Origin of the sequence: Sandaracinomonas limnophila (assembly GCF_004005965.1) — a bacterium.
Classification (GTDB): domain Bacteria; phylum Bacteroidota; class Bacteroidia; order Cytophagales; family Spirosomataceae; genus Sandaracinomonas; species Sandaracinomonas limnophila.
On the sequence record NZ_SACY01000003.1, the window covers coordinates 403,272 to 420,491 of the forward strand.

Genomic DNA, 17,220 nt, shown 5'->3' on the forward strand with positions numbered 1-17,220 from the left:
GTTTTCTTTTATGCCAAATGAAATTGTAGTTGGAATTGACCTTGGTAGTACTTTCATCCGTGCTGCTGTTGGAAAACAAGATTCAGAGGGGAATATCGAAATTTTATCCATTGCCAAAGTTCCTTCCATGGGTCATGTGCACAATGGAGAAATTTTCAATATTCATAAAACAGCTTCTGCACTTTCTGAGGTTTTAAAAAAGGCAACTTCAACAGTTAATGGCAAATCGCAAGATGTTTATTATGTAACTAATATTACTGGACCACATATACAGGTTCGTAATTTTTCAGTAAACCAAAACAGAGAAAATCCTTCTGAACCAGTAGCTGCTGAAGAAATTATTCAACTAGGGGCACGTGCAAATAATTCAATATCCGATAGCAATAATCACTTATTGCATGCCATCCCACTAGGTTTCAAAGTAGATCAAGGAAAAGATACGCTTGACCCAGTAGGGAGCATTGGATCTCTAATACAAGGTGATTATCTTTTCGTAACAGCAGATAAAGATAAATACGACACCTTAAAAAGAACCAATTTTTCATCTGATTTAAAATCTATTAAAGGGGGCAATACCGTTTTTAGTTTATTAGCAACTGAAAAAGCGGTAATCACAGAAGAAGAGAAAACAGCAGGTGTAGCCTTGGTAGATTTAGGAAGTGGAACTTCGGAAATTGGGGTTTACCAAAACAATAGATTACGTAATTCAAAAGTAATTTCTTGGGGAGGCGACCAAATCACAGAAGATATTTCCATTGGTTTGAATATTTCTTTAGACCATGCAGAAGCCATTAAAACTAAATTTGGTACATCCTTAAGTAAAGAAATTGACCTAAAAGAAGTTGTACTAATTCCAGGTATTGCTGGCCGTAAACCAACTCCTGTATCTGTTAAAAACCTATCAATTATCATTGAAGAGCGTGTTCGTGAATTAGCTGCAGCTATTTTTGTTGAAATAAGCAAAGTAACTGACCCAGATGCTTTAAAAGGTGGAATAGTTTTAGTAGGAGGTGGTGCACAATTACCAGATATTGCAGAAAGTATTCAGAAAATGACTGGAATTGAATGTCGTATTGGTGAACCAACCGAACGGGCAAATTCTCTTTCATTAGAAGAAGAAATGAATAATCCTGAATATGCTTCTACCTTAGGCTTAGTAAAACTATATTTTGAACAAATAGACATCACCAATTCTATGCCGGTAATTGAGGAGAAACAAGAGCCAAGTTTCCCAGGTGCTCCAACTAGTACACCTCAACCTAAACAACCTGAAAAACAAAAGGTAGATTTAAGAAAATTCCTGAATAGGGTGGTAGAAGTTGTGATGGGAAATGACGAAGAAATTCCAGATAAATATTAAAAACAAATGGGCTTTTACAAGCCCATTTGTTTTTCGATTAATAAGATCAGAATATGAATGACCTTGATATGAATCTCTTGAATTCGGTCAGCATATCCAAAATGCTCTACTCGAATTTCTGTAACATTAGCGTATTTCGCCAAATTACCACCGTCCTTACCTGTAAGTAATACCACTTCCATCCCCTTTGCTTGAGCTGCCTCAAGGGCTTTGATAATGTTAGCAGAATTGCCACTGGTGGAAATACCCAATAATACATCTCCCTTTTGTCCTAATCCTTCAATAAATCTAGAAAAGACAAAATCATATCCAAAATCATTGCTAACACAAGAAATATGAGATGGGTCTGAAATGGCAATTGCGGCTAAGGCTTTTCTATTTTCCCGATATCGGCCAGAAAGTTCTTCTGCAAAATGCATTGCGTCGCAATGACTTCCCCCATTTCCACATGTAATAATTTTATTCCCAGCAGATAATGCCTTTACAAATACATCAGCTGCTGTTTGAATTTGAGCCAAATTTGTAGGATTAGCTATAAAATCGGTTAAAACTTTTTGCGATTCCTGAAGAGAAGAAAGAATTTCCTTTGATATGTTTTCCATCATGCTACAAATTTAGGGATAATTTTAATAATCCCCTCCTGCGCCTCCACCTCCAAAACTACCACCACCAAATCCACCGAAGCCTCCACCACCACCGGAACCCCAATCGTTACCTCCGCCATTGCCTCCAAAGAAAATTGGAGGAAAAAACATTCCCCCGCCACGATTATTATTGCCGCCCCCTCTATTATTTCTGTTAATTATTTTTCCAATGATTGAAAAAATAATGAATATAATTAAAAAGATAAACACTAATGGTACATCGCCTCCACCATCAGGCCCTTCATCGTTTACAAATGCACCAGAGGCCCGCTGCATCATTTCATCTGTTGCAGCCTCTAAACCCTCATAATAGGCACCTTGTTTAAAAGTTGGCTTTAAGATTCTATTGATAATTCTTTTACAAATGGCATCAGGTAATCTATCTTCAATTCCTCTACCGGTTAAAATTCTAATTTTTCTATCTGTGGTGGCTACAAATATCAAAACACCATTGTTCTTTTTTTCTTGTCCAATCTTCCAACTTTTAGCCACATCCATCGCATAATCATAAGGATCTTTACCATCCGTGCTTGGAACTAATAAAATGGCTATTTGGGTAGAGGTTGAATCATCATAGGCAACCAATTTATTTTCCAATTGTGCCTTTTGATCCACAGAAAGGACATTCGACAAATCTGTAACCAATTGTTTACTTGCCTCTGGAATTGCTTTTTGAGCAAAGGTTTGAATGCTTACAAACAAAAATAAAATCCAAAAACCCTTCAATCTATTCCCCATACGATATTTCATCTGAAAGCTCATTTACGTCATCCTTTTGATAAGGGAAATACAAAGACAAAGCCTCTCCTGTTCGTTTTACACCCAATTGTAAGGCATTCGCAATATTATTTTCGCTTAACAAAGGCCTCATCTCATCACGAATAGTTTCCCAAAATTCTGCAGGAACTTGGGCATCAATAGCCTTGTCGCCAACAATTGCAAATTTTCTATCTTTTACAGCTAGGTACAATAAAATACCATTTTGCAAATCCGTTTGGTGCATCCCTAAATGCTGAAAGAGCACCTTAGCTCTTTCAACAGGGTGCTCTTTACAGAAACTTTCAATATGCACACGGATTTCACCAGAAGTTTTTCGTTCAGCTTCTTTGATAGCCTTCAATACTATTTCCTCCTGATCAATGGCAAGATGCTTCATTATTTTGAATCAAAATTTACTTCCGGCGCTTTGTCTGAACCTGCCTCCGCTTGGAAGAATCCTTTTTCTGTAAAACCAGAGAAAGAAGCGATTAGACTATTGGGGAAAGTAACAATTAACTTATTATAGGCTGTTACAGCTGCATTAAAGTTGTCTCTCTCTTCCTTAATTCTATTTTCAGTTCCTTCTAATTGAGCTTGCAATTCAGAGAAACTTTCTGTCGCTTTCAATTGAGGATAATTTTCAGCTACAACCATTAATCGTGACAAAGCTCCACCCAAATTAGATTGAGCAGCCTGGTATTTTTGAATATTTTCAGGACTTAAATCTTTTGAATCTAATTTCATTTGGGTTGCACTTGCTCTTGCCTCAATAACTTGAGTCAAGGTAGACTTTTCAAAATTGGCAACTCCTTGAACCGTTTTTACCAAATTCGGAATCAAATCTGCTCTTCTTTGGTAGGCACTTTGCACATTTGCCCAAGATTGTTTTACATCCTGGTCACTTGTGGCCATACTATTGCGGGAACCAACTCCCCAGAAAATCAAAAGGGCAATTACACCCAACACAATCCATGTAGTTCTTTTCATTTTTTTAAATTTTTACAAATGTATTCTTTTAAATAGTTTATTAACGAGTTTTTACACCAAAATCATTTTTTCAGGATAAAAGTTCCAAATCAATTGTTAATTGTTAATTGTTAATTGTTAATTAAAAGAAACATAATTCATAATTCATAATTCAGAATTCAGAATTCATAATTCAGAATTCAGAATTCAGAATTTACCATAAACAAACCGGTCCTTTCCTCTGAAGTCTTTAACAATTTGAACGTTTTCAAATCCAATATTTTCCATCATTTGCTTCACTTCTTTTCCGAACAATTGATTGATTTCGAAATACAAGAATCCACCCGGATTTAATCTTTCCTTGGCCATTTCTGCAATTGCTTTGTAATACAATAATGGATTTTCATTGGGTACAAACAAGGCTAAAGGAGGTTCAAAGTCCAACACATGCGACTTCATTTCTTTTTTTTCCTCCTCCAAGACATAAGGAGGATTAGAAATTATGACATCCCAATTACCTTCCGAATTTCTCCATTCAAATACATCTTGCAGTTGAAAATCGACATTTATCTGTAGATTTTCAGCATTTTTCTTTGCCTGATCTAGTGCCAGCTCAGAAATATCCCAAGCAAAAACCTCCGCCTGAGGCAGTGATTTTTTTATGGATAGTGGAATACAGCCACTTCCTGTTCCAATATCTAAAATCTTCCCTCCTTTTACTTTCGACAAAATTAAACCGACCAATTCCTCTGTTTCTGGTCGAGGAATTAAAGTTGATTCATTTAATCCAATTTTTAAATCACAAAAGAATTCTTTTCCTAAAACATATTGAAAAGGCTTACCCGCTTGCAATTCAAGTTTTATTTGTTCCCAACTAGTAGGTAATTCAATTTCTTTATTTAATAAAAAATCTAATTTCCCAATGGCAAACTGTAAATCTAAAATCCGATAGGCGATTGCTTCTGCCTCTTGTTGGCCATATAAACTATCCAACAATTCAACTAATTCCCTGAAAATTTCCTTACAGCCTACCGTCATAATTTGACCCGAAATTAAAACAGTTGAAACAAATTGCAAGGGCATACAAAAAAAAATCAAAAAATTTATAAATTTGTTTAACCTCAAAATCTAGAAAATGAATGAATTAAACAGAAGAGACGTCCTACAACAATTAGCTATCTTGTTGGGCGGAACCATTTCAGCCCCTGTCTTAGCGGGTATTCGTGGCGAAAAGACCTATCACGGAATTTCCGTTGAGGCAACAACAAAACAAATAAATATTATCAGAGAAGTTGCTGATTTAATTATTCCAAGCACCGGTACACCTGGAGCAAAAGCAGCCAAAGTAGAAGAATTTATTGTTCGTGTGGTTAAGGATTGTTACACCCAAGAGGACCAAAATCATTTTTATGCAGGACTTGATCAATTGAATGCTGACTGTAAATCGGTTCATGGGAAAGAGTTTTTGGAAGCAAATGCTACGCAACAAAAAGAAGCCTTAACAAAATGTATGTTAGAGGCCGACCAAGAACGTAAGGCAAATCGTGGCAAAAAAGCCCCTACTCCATTCTTTTTTATGATTAAAGAATTGAGTACTACGGGTTATTTTACATCAAAGATTGGTGCAAGTGAGGCACTAGAATACCTACCAATTCCGGGTAAATTTGATGGCTGCATGCCACTTTCTCCATCTCAAAAAACTTGGGCAATCTAAACTGAAAAACAATGAATTTAGCAATTGATGCAATAAAAAAACAAACTTTTGATGCCATTGTAGTTGGCTCTGGTGTTTCCGGTGGTTTTGCTGCCAAAGAATTAACCGAAAAAGGAATGCGAACGCTTGTTCTCGACAGAGGTAAGCAATTAGATCATATTACGGGTTATGAACCCACTTATAAAGATCCTTGGGATTTCAAATACAATGGTTTATTAACTCAGGAACAAAAAACTACTCACCCTAAATTAGCAAGAGATTATCCGTACAATGAAAAATCGCAGAATTATTGGTTCAATGATTCCGACTCAATGTACAAGGAAGAAAAAAGATTCGACTGGTTCCGTCCGAATATCGTTGGCGGAAAATCCATTATGTGGGGTCGTCAATCTTATCGCCTTTCAGACATAGACTTTGAAGCAAATTTGAAAGACGGCATTGCCATTGATTGGCCAATTCGTTACAAAGATATTGCCCCTTGGTATTCCTATGTTGAAAAACATGTGGGTATTTCAGGTGAAGCATTAGGTTTACCGCAATTGCCAGATTCAGATTTCTTGAAGCCAATGGACATGTATTGCGTGGAAAAAGAGGCGCGTGTGAGAATTGAAAAGGCTTTTCCGGGAAGAAATTTAACGATCGGTCGTGTGGCCAATTTATCCGAAGCGAAAAAAGCCCAGTTAGAAATTGGTCGTTCACAATGCCAATACCGCAACAAATGTAATTTAGGTTGCCCTTATGGTGCTTATTTCAGCTCACAGTCTTGTACTTTGCCACCTGCAGCTAAAACAGGATTAATGACCTTGTTGCCCAACTCTTTGGTTTCAGAAATCATATTTGATAATCAAAAACAAAAAGCAAAAGGAGTTCGTGTGATTAATACGATAACTCATGAGGTAAAAGAATATTATGCAAAAGTTATATTCATTTGCGGTTCAACAGTAAGTACAACAGCCTTGTTATTAAATTCTACCTCAAGCAGATTCCAAAATGGTTTCGGTAATGATTCAGGTGAATTAGGACATAATTTAATGGATCACCATTTCCGCATCGGAGCATCAGGAGTTTGGGAAGGAGATGAAGACAAATATTATTTTGGACGAAGAGCTAATGGCATCTATGTACCTCGTTACAGAAATATTGGAAATGATAAGAGAGACTATGTTCGTGGTTTCGGCTACCAAGGTGGAGGATCTCGCCAAAGTTGGAATCGCGGCGTAAATGACCTAAGCTTTGGAGCAGATTATAAGGAATCAATGACTAAGCCAGGACCATGGACCATGAATTTAGGAGGATTTGGTGAAACACTTCCATACCACGAAAACAAAATGTATTTGGATAAAACTGCAAAAGATAAGTGGGGACTTCCAATTGTTGTTTTTGATGCCGAATTCAAAGAGAACGAAAGAAAAATGCGTATCGATATGTTAAACGATGCCAAAGAAATGTTAGAAGCGGCAGGATTTAAAAACATTAGAGCATACGACAATGGTTGTTATCCAGGTATGGCCATCCACGAAATGGGAACTGCGCGAATGGGTAGAGATCCTAAAACATCGGTTTTAAATGGAAACAGCCAAGTTCATGCAGCTAAAAACGTATTCGTTACTGATGGCGCAAGTATGGTTTCTACTTCTTGTGTGAATCCGTCTTTAACCTACATGGCATTAACAGCTCGTGCAGCATCCTTTGCAGTAGGTGAACTGAAAAAACACAATTTGTAATATGAAAAAAATAGTTCTTATTTTCACAGGAATCATCAGTTCAATGACAGCTTTTGGACAAACAAATTACAATGCCATCGGTAAAATTCACAAATACGATGCTGAATTAGACCATTTACTCGACACCCAATCCAAAATTGAGGTGGTAGCCGAAGGATTCGTTTGGTCGGAAGGTCCGGTTTGGGTAAAAAATGGGAATTACTTATTGTTCTCAGATGTGCCATCGAATATTATTCATAAATGGACCGAAAAAGAGGGTTTAAGCAAGTTTTTACAACCATCTGGCTATACCGGTCAAGGCTATTATTCGGAAGAAACTGGGGCAAATGGTAATATCATTAACCTGAAAGGCAATTTGGTAAGTTGTGAACACGGCGACCGTAGAATTTCTGAAATGCCTTTGAATGATCCGAAAGGAAAGAAGACTTTAGCACATATCGTAGATGGAAAAAAATTAAATAGTCCCAATGATGTGGTACAGCGCAGAAATGGTGATTATTTCTTTACAGATCCACCTTACGGACTTCCAGGCCGGGGAAAACCTGAACCTGAAAAAGAAATTGAATACCAAGGAGTTTACAGAATTGATACAAAAGGAAATGTAAGTTTACAGGCAAAAGATATGTCGAGACCCAATGGTCTTGCCTTTAATTTAGATGAATCTGTTTTAATTGTAGCACAATCTGACCCAAGAGCTATTATATGGAATGCCTATCCTATTGATAAGAATGGAAATTTAGGCACGCCTAAAATTTTCTTTGATGGAAGCGAATTGCAAAAACAAGGATTGCGAGGTGCTGGAGATGGGATGAAAGTTGACTCAGAAGGCAACATTTGGGCCACCGGTCCAGGTGGCATTTTGATCATCAATTCGAAAGGTAAATTATTAGGTCGAATTGAAACAGGCACTGCCACGTCTAATGTAGCCTTTGGCGGAAATGATGGCAAAACTTTGTTTATTACAGCAGACAGCTATTTAGTCCGAGTTGCCACCAAAATAAAAGGCAAAGGCTTATAAAAAAAGCTCGGTAGAAATACCGAGCTTTTTTAGTTTTAAAGCTTCTTGATTTTAATATTTCTAAACCAAACCTGATTTCCATGGTCTTGCAAAGCAATTTTACCTTTCATGTTTACCCCAAAAGCCTTCATGTCTTTGAATTTAGAACCAGCAATTAAATTCTTCCAATTTTCATCGTCTGTTCTGGTTTCAACTACCTTATATCCATTCAAATATAATTGAAGTAATCCTTTATTATTAACAATTCTTGCCGTGTTCCACTCGCCAACTGGTTTAACAGTTTCCTTTGTAGACTTAATTAAATCGTACAAATCCCCCGAACGGTGCTTGATTATTTTACCATCAGCATGGCCTTCATTGTCCAAAACCTGCATTTCAGGTCCTGTCACATAGGTTGCATAATATTTGGCTTTATCTTCTGTAACATTGAAAATAATTCCAGAATTGCCATTTTTTGAAATTTTCCAATCCACTGAAAAATCATAGTTTTCAAAATCCTCATTTGTGATTAAATCACCCCCATCTTTTTTAGAATTATCGAAACCAATAACACCTTCTTCAATAGTCCATGAGCTTCCAACTGTACCAGGTTTCCCATAGGTATGCCAACCATTAAACGTTTTACCATCGAATAAAAGTTGATAACCTTCTTTTTGTTCTTTTTTGCTTAAGGTATTTTGTGCTTTAGCTCCTACTCCAAGAGAAAGCAAACAAGTAAGTAATAGATATTTTTTCATAGTTTATTTTTTTACAATACTAACAAAAAATAGTCTTATTTATATACGTTTGAATTAAGATTACGAAACAATCTTTGCTTTTTTGTAACTTGCAGGCTCAAATTTTTCGTATGAAGACAAAAGTAGCCCCAAAATCATCCATTAATATTGTTACTCTAGGTTGTTCTAAAAACCTGGTTGACTCTGAAGTATTGTTCACACAATTGAAAGGAAATGGCATGGAGGTTACGCATGAAGCGAAAAAAGACAAAGCAAATATCATTGTGGTCAACACCTGTGGCTTCATCGACAATGCAAAGCAAGAGTCAATTGACACCATTTTACGATATGCAGAAGCAAAAGAAGCGGGTAAAATTGATAAATTATACGTTACAGGCTGCCTTTCTCATCGTTACAAAGACGATTTAGAAAAAGAAATTCCAGCTGTAGATTCCTTTTTTGGAACCAATGAATTACCACGATTATTAAAAGCTCTTAAAGCAGATTATAAGCAAGAATTGGTTGGGGAAAGATTATTAACAACCCCAGCACATTATGCCTATTTAAAAATTGCAGAAGGTTGCGACCGTCCTTGCAGCTTTTGTGCTATCCCCTTAATGCGTGGAGGTCATATCTCTAGACCTATGGAGGAATTAATTACCGAGGCAAAATCCTTGGTAAAAAAGGGAACAAAAGAATTGATTCTGATAGCACAAGATTTAACATTTTATGGTTTAGACCTAAAATCAGAAAACCAACCAAGCGGCAGAAAATTAAAAGAATTATTGCAACGCCTATCAGATGTAGAGGGATTAGATTGGATTCGCTTACAATATGCATATCCCGCTGGATTCCCCATGGATATTCTGGATATAATGGCAGAGCGAGACAATATTTGTAAATACCTTGATATGCCGCTCCAAAGTGGATCTGATGCGGTTTTAAAAAGCATGAGAAGAGGTATTACTCGTGAAAAAACAGAAGATTTAATTCAAAATATTCGTTCAAAAGTACCCAATATTGCATTGAGAACAACTTTGATTTCAGGATACCCAGGAGAAACTGAAGAAGATTTTGAAGAAACTTATTCATTTGTGGAACGTATGCGATTTGAACGCTTAGGTATCTTTAATTACAGCCACGAAGAAAACACCCATGCCTATAATTTGGTAGACGACGTACCCGAAGAAATCAAACAAATGCGTTCAGATGAGATCATGGCCCTACAGCAAGGAATTTCGGAGGAGATTAATCAGGAAAAAGTTGGGCAAATTTTTAAAGTAATGATTGACCGCAAAGAAAGTGGATTCTTTATTGGCAGAACAGAATATGATTCACCTGAAGTAGATAATGAGGTGTTAATTTCTGCTGAGCAATATTGCAGATTAGGAGATTTTGTGCAAGCAAAAATTAATCGTGCAGAAGAATTTGATTTGTACGGGGATTTAGTTTAATAATATCGAGGAACATTTTCGTCAACATGGATAGACCAGGCATCTATACCACCTTTTAAATTGAACAAATTAGGAGTTTGAAAATGCTTTTGTAATTGTTTAATCACATATGCAGATCGCATTCCGTGGTGACACAAAACCAAACCTTTTTTACCTGTTGGCAATAGGGAAACCTTATTTAAAACCTCTCCCATGGATAGCTGAATCGCTCCTGGAATAGAGGCCAATTCAAACTCTTCGGGTTCTCGGACATCCAAGATATAATCCAATTTTCCATCTTTCAACCATTCAGATGCCACATCTGGATCTACATCATGCACCATTTCCCAATTTACTTCGTCAGGACGCTCTCCAAATTTTTCGGCATTTGCCGAACGATTCATTTTAAAAAAACGCATTGAAAATTCATTGGCATCAAATCGGCCTAAAGCCCCGTTGGCTGGTGAGGCCCAGGCAACCAAATAATAAATAGCTTCTTTGGCTTGCATAATACCCATCATTCCTGGCAAAAAACCTAAAACTCCTGCATCGTCGCAATTTGGAATTTCATCTAAACCAGGTTCTTCTGGGAAAAAACAACGATAGGTTGGACCTTTTCTATCCTCTCCAAAAACGTCTCCATTGCACAAACTAATTAAGCCTTCCCAAGAATGAATGGCAGCATATACAAAGGGTTTGTCGTATCGTAAACAGGTATCGTTAATCAAATATCGGGTTGCAAAATTATCAGTGCAGTCAACCACCAAGTCAACAGCTGCAATTAATTCATCAGCATTTTCTCGTGTAAGATTTTTTTCAATGCCTTCTAAATCACAATGCGGATTTAGCTTGGACATTTTTTCGAGGGCAATTTTTACTTTTTTTTGTCCAACTTCATGCGTACTGTACAATACTTGCCTGGCCAAGTTTGAAAGATCGATTGAATCTCCATCAATTAAAATAATTTTACCAATACCGGCTGAAACTAAATACGGCAAAGCACCACAAGCTAATCCACCAGCCCCCACAACTAAAATAGTTGAGGAAGCTAATTTCGACTGTTCCTGAATATTCCATTCAGGTAATTTCAATTGTTTGGAATAACGATGTAATTCTTCTGGACTAAACATAATGCAAAAAAAAAGCCTCTCCGAATGGAGAGGCTAATTTATATATTTTTGATTAAACTATACAGTCAAAGTACCTTTTTGAGCAGCTTTGATCAAAGTTTTTTCGAAACCATTCTTGTTGATTGTACGAATTGCCTTTGCAGAAACCTTCATACGAACCCAAACACCTTCAGATTCTAAGAAAAATTTCTTAGTCTGTAAGTTTGGATAAAACTTACGCTTAGTCTTGTTATTAGCGTGAGAAACATTGTTTCCAACTTGTGTCTTTTTTCCAGTCAATTGACAAACCTTTGCCATAATCTTTCTATTTTAATGGGCTTTTGCCCAAGTTAATTAAATCTTTTCCGAATTGGGAAGGCGAAATTAAGAAAATTTTCTAAAAATTCAAACGTTAGAAGTAAAATAAATTTTAGAATTTATCAGAAGTAAGGAATTAAATCAAGAACATGTATCTTTGAGGATGGCAAAGAAGAAAATTAAGGAAGAAACCTTAGCTGGGAAAATCATTTCATCGCTGATTTGGTTGGGTACTCTCCCACTTTGCATTTACACATTAATTACCTACACACTTTCTTATACCCTCCTATTCGACCATTGGATTGCTGGATTTCTCATGATGACTGTGCCTGTGGCACAAATTTTATGCTTGATTTCTTTAATTTATTGGTTGACTCGCAGGGCAAAAAGAGCTCTATTACCCCTTACCGTTTTACTTTTAGGTTATGGATTCATCAAAAGAACATTTACAGTTCATGAACCCATTGCAAGTCTTGAAAATTCCATCAAAATCCTGAATTATAATGTGTATGGGATGTATTCGAACGAATATGAGTCGAACAAAGAAAAACTTAACAAACTGAAGGATTTCATCAAAAACGAAGAGGCAGATATCAAGGTTTTTCAGGAGTTTTATTCTAATGCCGATCGAAAACAATATCGAACCATAGATTTCTTGAAGGGGGAATACCCAAATTATGCCTTCATACCGCTAAAACAAGAGGCATTTGATAAAAACGAAAAAATGGGACTTGCTATTTTTTCTAAATACCCCATCATACATTTTGAAGGTGAGCAATATAAAAATTCTGCAAATGGATATTTATTAGCAGATATTGCTTACAAAAAAGATACTATTCGTATCATCAATTTGCAGTTGTGGTCAATGGGAATACGCGTAGGAAAAGTGGCAGGAAAAATTCGTGACCAGGATTACAGCAACGCCAAAAAAGAAGGCCGAGGAATATTAGCCTCTCTAAAAAAAGGTTTCATCAATCATAAACGTGAAATGGACCAAATCAATCGATTCATTCAAAACAGCCCATACCCTATTTTGGTGATGGGCGATTTAAACGAAACGCCTTACGGGTGGGCTTACGGCACAATAAGAGAGCGGCTCAAAAATGGATTTGAGGAGGCTGGAAATGGTTTCGGATTTACCTTGAACAGAAGTCCATACGTGGTTCGTATAGACAATCAATTTTTCTCAGATGATTTCAAAATATTGAATTTTGAGACCTTGTCTAAAATCAAATACTCTGACCACTTACCTGTCCTAGGGACTTATCAATTGAAACATGAGTAAGTCGAACCCAAACCAACTTTGGAAAGTTCTTGGTACGGGTTTTGGTATCGCTGTAACCATTGGAGGAACAATTGGCACAGGTATACTGCGAAAACCAGGACCCATCGCCGAACAAATGGAAAATCCCTGGGCAATCATTGGTTTATGGGTGTTGGTTTCTATTTATGCACTTTTAGGAGTCAATTGCGTATTAGAATTAAGCCTTTCTGTACCTAAGGCAGGAGCATGGTATGTTTATGCCGAAAGGGCCTTTGGTAAATTGGTGGGATTTTTGGTAGGTTTAACTTCCTGGCTGGGTACGGTCACAGCTTTAGGGTTCGGCGCCTACACCTTTAGCGAATACTTAGGATTATTATTTCCATATTTAAACAACTATCTAATTATAATTTCGATTGCCATTTTGGTAATGCTTTGGGGATTTCATCAATTGGGTGTTGTAGCGGCGGGTAAAAGTCAGGAATGGCTAAGTGGTTTAAAGGCATTTGCCTTGTTTTTATTTATAATAATTTGTTTTTGCTCAAGTCCAGGCACAAGTAATTTTACGAGCCAAAAATGGCCACCTATTTCAAACAACGGAATAATTACCGCCCTTCTTTCAATTTTTTATGCATTTGATGGCTGGCATACTGCTGCCTATTTTACGGAGGAGAATGCAGACCCTCGCAAATCTATGCCCAAAGCCATGTATTTAGGAGTTTTCATGGTGGCATTAATTTATATCCTAATTAATGTGGCTATTTTGTATGTTATTCCAATCGAAACATTGAAAGGAAGTAAATTAGCAGCAGCAGATGCCATCCAACTGCTGCTAGGCCCACAAATAGGAAAATATGTAACCATATTTTTAATGCTTACTATTTTTGGAATTTTAAATACTCAGGTTATGTTTGCACCTCGTGTAATCTATTCTATGAGTAGGGATGGCTTGTTTTTCAAAAAAGTTAGCCAAATCAACAAAAACGGCACACCTACTTTTGCAACACATATTACAGTAGGAATGTCTTGTTTGTTTTTAGTTATAGGACAAAACTACAGCACACTTTTATCAGACATAGCAACCTTCTTTTTTGTGACGGCCTATTTGGCAGGATTTGCCTCCTTAATTGGACTTCGAAAAAAAGAACCGAATTTAGAAAGGCCTTACAAAGTAATGCTTTATCCCTATTTGCCTTGGTTCATGGTAATTGTGTCAGGATTATTTCTCCTGGGAGTAATGATGCAAATGTTTTAGAATTGACCTAAATTATTCAAAAAAGCAATAACAGCTTCCTTACTTTTTGAAACAGACCGATTTTCAAGATTAGTCATAATGGAAAAAGCAATCCATTTCCCTTTGGGAGTTTTAGCGAAACCCGACAAATTATAGGTATTGGAAAAGGAACCCGATTTCGCCCAAATTTCTAAATTGGGATTTTGTAATTTGACATTTTTCAAAGTACCGGCACCTCCAGCCTTTGGCATCAGGGCCATCCATCTTTCTTTCGGAATATCCTGATATATTTTCTCCAGCACGTTTACCAAATCCATTGGCTTCATCAGATTATAACGGGAAAGTCCAGAACCGTCTACCCACTTCATATTTTTCAAAGGCGCATCAGTTAAGGTATCTTGAATGGCCATAAGCATCGATTCTACATCTTTTCCTTTACCTAATTTTCGTCCCATCTCTACTACCAATTGCTCAGCAATCATGTTATCAGAATGATACAACATGGGCTTTAAAAGAGAATCCAAGGTTGTCACTGCCACTAATTTAGCCTTTGAACTAATGGGTTTTTGAACCAAACCAACCTTTTTCTGACTCAAATCCGACAAAAATTTTGCTGTCAACTCATGACTTTGGATAAAAGGACTATCAAATGCTTTTATCTGTTTTTCATGTATAAAAAATAGATTTGACAATCGATCCCGTACTGGCATTTCAGATTTTACAAAATAGGTGTTTTGAAGAAATTGGCTTGGATTTGCTTTCCAAACCTCGTTTTGTTTTGAAAAATGAACCACATTACCAAAAATAGGCAGTTCAGAAACCTCTGCAGAATAATAATCTGGATAATCGTCCCAGGCCCAGCCCGTACCGAGAGGTTTTATCTTTAAATCCTTAGCGAGAACAACAGGTTTGGTTTTAGCCGCAATAAAATTTACCAGTTCTGAATTTTTAAAATCTGGGTGTAAAAAAGATGGATCGCCCATTCCCCAAACAATTACAGAATCTGACGTTTCCTCATAAGCAAAGGCTGGAATTTGCTTTTCCAATAACTTGTTGGCTGCATAAAAAGTCACCAACTTGGTATTAGATGCCGGCATAAAATACTTTTGCCCATTGTAATCTAAATATACCTTCCCAGACTCCAGATCTTTCAAATAAAACCCATTAGCGCCGTTTGAAAAATCAGAATTTTGAAAGATTTTTCTTGATAAACTTGTTCGACAAGCCCCAATGAAAAAAGCTAAAAATACTATAATTAAGTACTCTGATTTAAATTTTATCCGATCCATCTTTGTTCAATCAAGCCGAGATATTTCCCGCTTTTACCAGTTATTAAATAATCCTGCAGGGCATCGCCAGCATTGGGATACAAATTTACGAAAGAAAGTTCAGCAAGAGGCAACCAAACTACCTCTGCAGCAGTAGTTTCATTAGCTTGCAAAATTGGCACCCCTCCTATTATTGACCCTTCAAAAAACACATGTAATGCTGCCTTTCGGAACTCATTCCCTGCCATTTGCCCCATAAACAGCATTTTGCCAACTTCCACATCAATACCCAATTCCTCTTTACATTCACGCTCCAATGCAATCGGTAATAATTCTTCATCCTCTAAATTACCTCCAGGAAAATTATAAATTTGCTCTTCACCATATTGATACTTCATTAAGAGAATGTGATTGTTTTCAATGATGATGATGGCTGGTCGGAGACGCATTTTTAGTTATGGGTTATGGGATATGAGTTATGAGGTTCAAATTATGATTTGTAATAATTTGGACTTAAATTACAAAATTAAATCCATAACCCATAACCCATAACCCATAACCCATAACCCATAACCCATAACCCATAACCCATAACCCTAAAATGATAAAAGTAAAAGACATAGCTTCCGCAATGGAACAATGGGCACCCTTGGCATGGCAAGAATCCTATGACAATGCGGGACTTTTGGTAGGCGATAAAAATCAGGAGGTGAGTGGCATTTTAGTTTCTTTGGATTGCACGGAGGAGGTTATTGAGGAAGCTAAGGCCAAAAATTGCAATATGATTATTGCACATCATCCGATTATTTTCAAAGGGTTAAAAAGTTTGACAGGCAAAAATTATGTGGAAAAAACAGTTATATCTGCCATAAAAAACGACATCATATTGTATGCCTCGCATACCAATTTAGACCATGCACCCAAAGGAGTTAGCTACCATTTAGCCCAAAAATTTGGGATAAAGGGTCAAGTACTTTCTCCTGTGAAAGAAAATCTTAAAAAGTTAAGTTTTTTTGTACCCCGGGAAAATGCAGAGTCAGTAAGAATGGCCTTGAATTCGGCAGGTGCTGGACAAATCGGAAACTATGATAATTGCAGCTTCACATCTGAAGGCATTGGTCGATTCACACCCAATCAGGAAGCCAATCCACATATTGGAAAGGCATTGAAAGCAGAGGAGGTTGAAGAAATGAAGGTGGAAGTGATTTTACCAAGTCACAAAGAGGCAGAAATCCTCCAAACATTATTTACTGCTCACCCCTACGAGGAGGTTTCTTATTTTATTCAAAAATTAGATAATACATGGAATGAGGTGGGAGCAGGATATATTGGGGAATTAGAAAAAGAAATTTCAGAAGCCGATTTCTTACAAATGATCAAACAGAAATTAGGTATTCAAAATTTTCGACACAGTCCAAAAACTGGCAAGAAAATAAAGAAAATTGCCTTTTGCGGTGGAGCAGGAAGCTTTTTGATTCAGAAGGCGAAAGCTGCTGGCGCAGATGCTTACATTACGGGTGATATCAAATACCATGAGTTTTTTGATGCAGAAAATCAAATCATTTTGGTGGATGTAGGACATTATGAATCAGAAGTAATGATAAAGGATGCGATATGTGAGTATTTGTCAAATATTTTTTGTAATTTTGCCGTTCTCAAAAGTGAAACTAATACAAATCCAATTAATTTCGCTTGA

At 36.8% G+C, this 17,220-nt stretch carries 18 protein-coding genes; 8 read left to right on the forward strand and 10 right to left on the reverse strand.

Annotated elements, in window-relative coordinates:
• Window positions 1-10: 10 nt before the first annotated feature.
• On the forward strand, window positions 11-1,360 hold the full coding sequence (gene ftsA / locus EOJ36_RS07930; RefSeq protein WP_127804105.1) for a cell division protein FtsA: 1,350 nt from the start codon (window positions 11-13) through the stop codon (window positions 1,358-1,360).
• Window positions 1,361-1,374: 14 nt separating this feature from the next.
• Here the strand turns inward: ftsA and lpcA are convergent, their stop codons facing one another.
• The 5 genes from lpcA to prmC all read right to left on the reverse strand — a co-directional run bounded on the left by lpcA (window position 1,375) and on the right by prmC (window position 4,812).
• The gene (gene lpcA / locus EOJ36_RS07935; protein WP_394342710.1) at window positions 1,375-1,962 is read right to left on the reverse strand and encodes a D-sedoheptulose 7-phosphate isomerase; all 588 of its coding nucleotides are present in this window, start codon (window positions 1,960-1,962) and stop codon (window positions 1,375-1,377) included.
• A gap of 24 nt (window positions 1,963-1,986) precedes the next feature.
• On the reverse strand, window positions 1,987-2,754 hold the full coding sequence (locus tag EOJ36_RS07940; protein WP_238944440.1) for a TPM domain-containing protein: 768 nt from the start codon (window positions 2,752-2,754) through the stop codon (window positions 1,987-1,989).
• Complete coding sequence (locus tag EOJ36_RS07945; protein WP_127804110.1) at window positions 2,732-3,160, reverse strand: TPM domain-containing protein; 429 nt, start codon at window positions 3,158-3,160, stop codon at window positions 2,732-2,734. Before EOJ36_RS07945 ends, EOJ36_RS07940 begins: the two co-directional genes overlap by 23 nt.
• Window positions 3,160-3,750 carry a LemA family protein gene (locus EOJ36_RS07950; protein WP_127804113.1) on the reverse strand — a complete coding sequence of 197 codons (591 nt, stop codon included), beginning with the start codon at window positions 3,748-3,750 and terminating at the stop codon, window positions 3,160-3,162. Before EOJ36_RS07950 ends, EOJ36_RS07945 begins: the two co-directional genes overlap by 1 nt.
• 186 nt (window positions 3,751-3,936) lie before the next feature.
• Window positions 3,937-4,812 carry a peptide chain release factor N(5)-glutamine methyltransferase gene (prmC, locus tag EOJ36_RS07955; RefSeq protein WP_127804115.1) on the reverse strand — a complete coding sequence of 292 codons (876 nt, stop codon included), beginning with the start codon at window positions 4,810-4,812 and terminating at the stop codon, window positions 3,937-3,939.
• Between the two features lie 52 nt (window positions 4,813-4,864).
• On the opposite strand from prmC, the gene EOJ36_RS07960 reads away from it, so the two are divergent.
• The 3 genes from EOJ36_RS07960 to EOJ36_RS07970 are packed head-to-tail and all read left to right on the forward strand — an operon-like array spanning window position 4,865 to window position 8,185.
• Window positions 4,865-5,443, forward strand: a complete 579-nt coding sequence (locus EOJ36_RS07960; protein WP_127804117.1) for a gluconate 2-dehydrogenase subunit 3 family protein — start codon at window positions 4,865-4,867, stop codon at window positions 5,441-5,443.
• Window positions 5,444-5,454: 11 nt separating this feature from the next.
• The gene (locus EOJ36_RS07965; RefSeq protein WP_127804119.1) at window positions 5,455-7,167 is read left to right on the forward strand and encodes a GMC oxidoreductase; all 1,713 of its coding nucleotides are present in this window, start codon (window positions 5,455-5,457) and stop codon (window positions 7,165-7,167) included.
• A gap of 1 nt (window position 7,168) precedes the next feature.
• Entirely contained in the window at window positions 7,169-8,185 is a 1,017-nt protein-coding gene (locus tag EOJ36_RS07970; RefSeq protein WP_127804121.1) for an SMP-30/gluconolactonase/LRE family protein, read from the forward strand.
• A 35-nt stretch (window positions 8,186-8,220) separates the two neighbouring features.
• Here EOJ36_RS07970 and EOJ36_RS07975 read toward each other — a convergent pair whose 3' ends face one another.
• Window positions 8,221-8,922, reverse strand: a complete 702-nt coding sequence (locus EOJ36_RS07975; RefSeq protein ID WP_127804123.1) for a 3-keto-disaccharide hydrolase — start codon at window positions 8,920-8,922, stop codon at window positions 8,221-8,223.
• 110 nt (window positions 8,923-9,032) lie between these two features.
• Here EOJ36_RS07975 and rimO point away from each other — a divergent pair, with 110 nt between their 5' ends.
• On the forward strand, window positions 9,033-10,355 hold the full coding sequence (gene rimO, locus EOJ36_RS07980) for a 30S ribosomal protein S12 methylthiotransferase RimO (RefSeq protein ID WP_127804125.1): 1,323 nt from the start codon (window positions 9,033-9,035) through the stop codon (window positions 10,353-10,355).
• On the opposite strand, the gene EOJ36_RS07985 is transcribed toward rimO, so the two are convergent.
• A complete protein-coding gene (locus tag EOJ36_RS07985; RefSeq protein ID WP_127804127.1) occupies window positions 10,352-11,464 on the reverse strand; it encodes a HesA/MoeB/ThiF family protein in 1,113 nt (370 codons plus the stop codon). The genes rimO and EOJ36_RS07985 overlap by 4 nt on opposite strands.
• Before the next feature lie 57 nt (window positions 11,465-11,521).
• Window positions 11,522-11,761 (reverse strand): 50S ribosomal protein L28, encoded by a 240-nt coding sequence (gene rpmB / locus EOJ36_RS07990; RefSeq protein ID WP_127804129.1) that lies wholly within the window; start codon window positions 11,759-11,761, stop codon window positions 11,522-11,524.
• 163 nt (window positions 11,762-11,924) lie between these two features.
• Between rpmB and EOJ36_RS07995 the strand changes: the two genes are divergently transcribed.
• Both EOJ36_RS07995 and EOJ36_RS08000 read left to right on the forward strand, forming a co-directional pair.
• Window positions 11,925-13,046: an endonuclease/exonuclease/phosphatase family protein gene (locus EOJ36_RS07995; RefSeq protein WP_127804131.1), complete on the forward strand. Its 1,122-nt coding sequence runs from the start codon at window positions 11,925-11,927 to the stop codon at window positions 13,044-13,046.
• Complete coding sequence (locus EOJ36_RS08000; RefSeq protein WP_127804133.1) at window positions 13,039-14,277, forward strand: APC family permease; 1,239 nt, start codon at window positions 13,039-13,041, stop codon at window positions 14,275-14,277. Before EOJ36_RS07995 ends, EOJ36_RS08000 begins: the two co-directional genes overlap by 8 nt.
• Here the strand turns inward: EOJ36_RS08000 and EOJ36_RS08005 are convergent.
• The gene (locus tag EOJ36_RS08005) at window positions 14,274-15,545 is read right to left on the reverse strand and encodes a D-alanyl-D-alanine carboxypeptidase (protein ID WP_127804135.1); all 1,272 of its coding nucleotides are present in this window, start codon (window positions 15,543-15,545) and stop codon (window positions 14,274-14,276) included. The genes EOJ36_RS08000 and EOJ36_RS08005 overlap by 4 nt on opposite strands.
• Window positions 15,533-15,973, reverse strand: a complete 441-nt coding sequence (locus EOJ36_RS08010) for an NUDIX domain-containing protein (RefSeq protein WP_127804137.1) — start codon at window positions 15,971-15,973, stop codon at window positions 15,533-15,535. The genes EOJ36_RS08005 and EOJ36_RS08010 overlap by 13 nt, the downstream gene beginning before the upstream one ends.
• Before the next feature lie 152 nt (window positions 15,974-16,125).
• Between EOJ36_RS08010 and EOJ36_RS08015 the strand changes: the two genes are divergently transcribed.
• Window positions 16,126-17,220: a Nif3-like dinuclear metal center hexameric protein gene (locus EOJ36_RS08015; protein ID WP_127804139.1), complete on the forward strand. Its 1,095-nt coding sequence runs from the start codon at window positions 16,126-16,128 to the stop codon at window positions 17,218-17,220.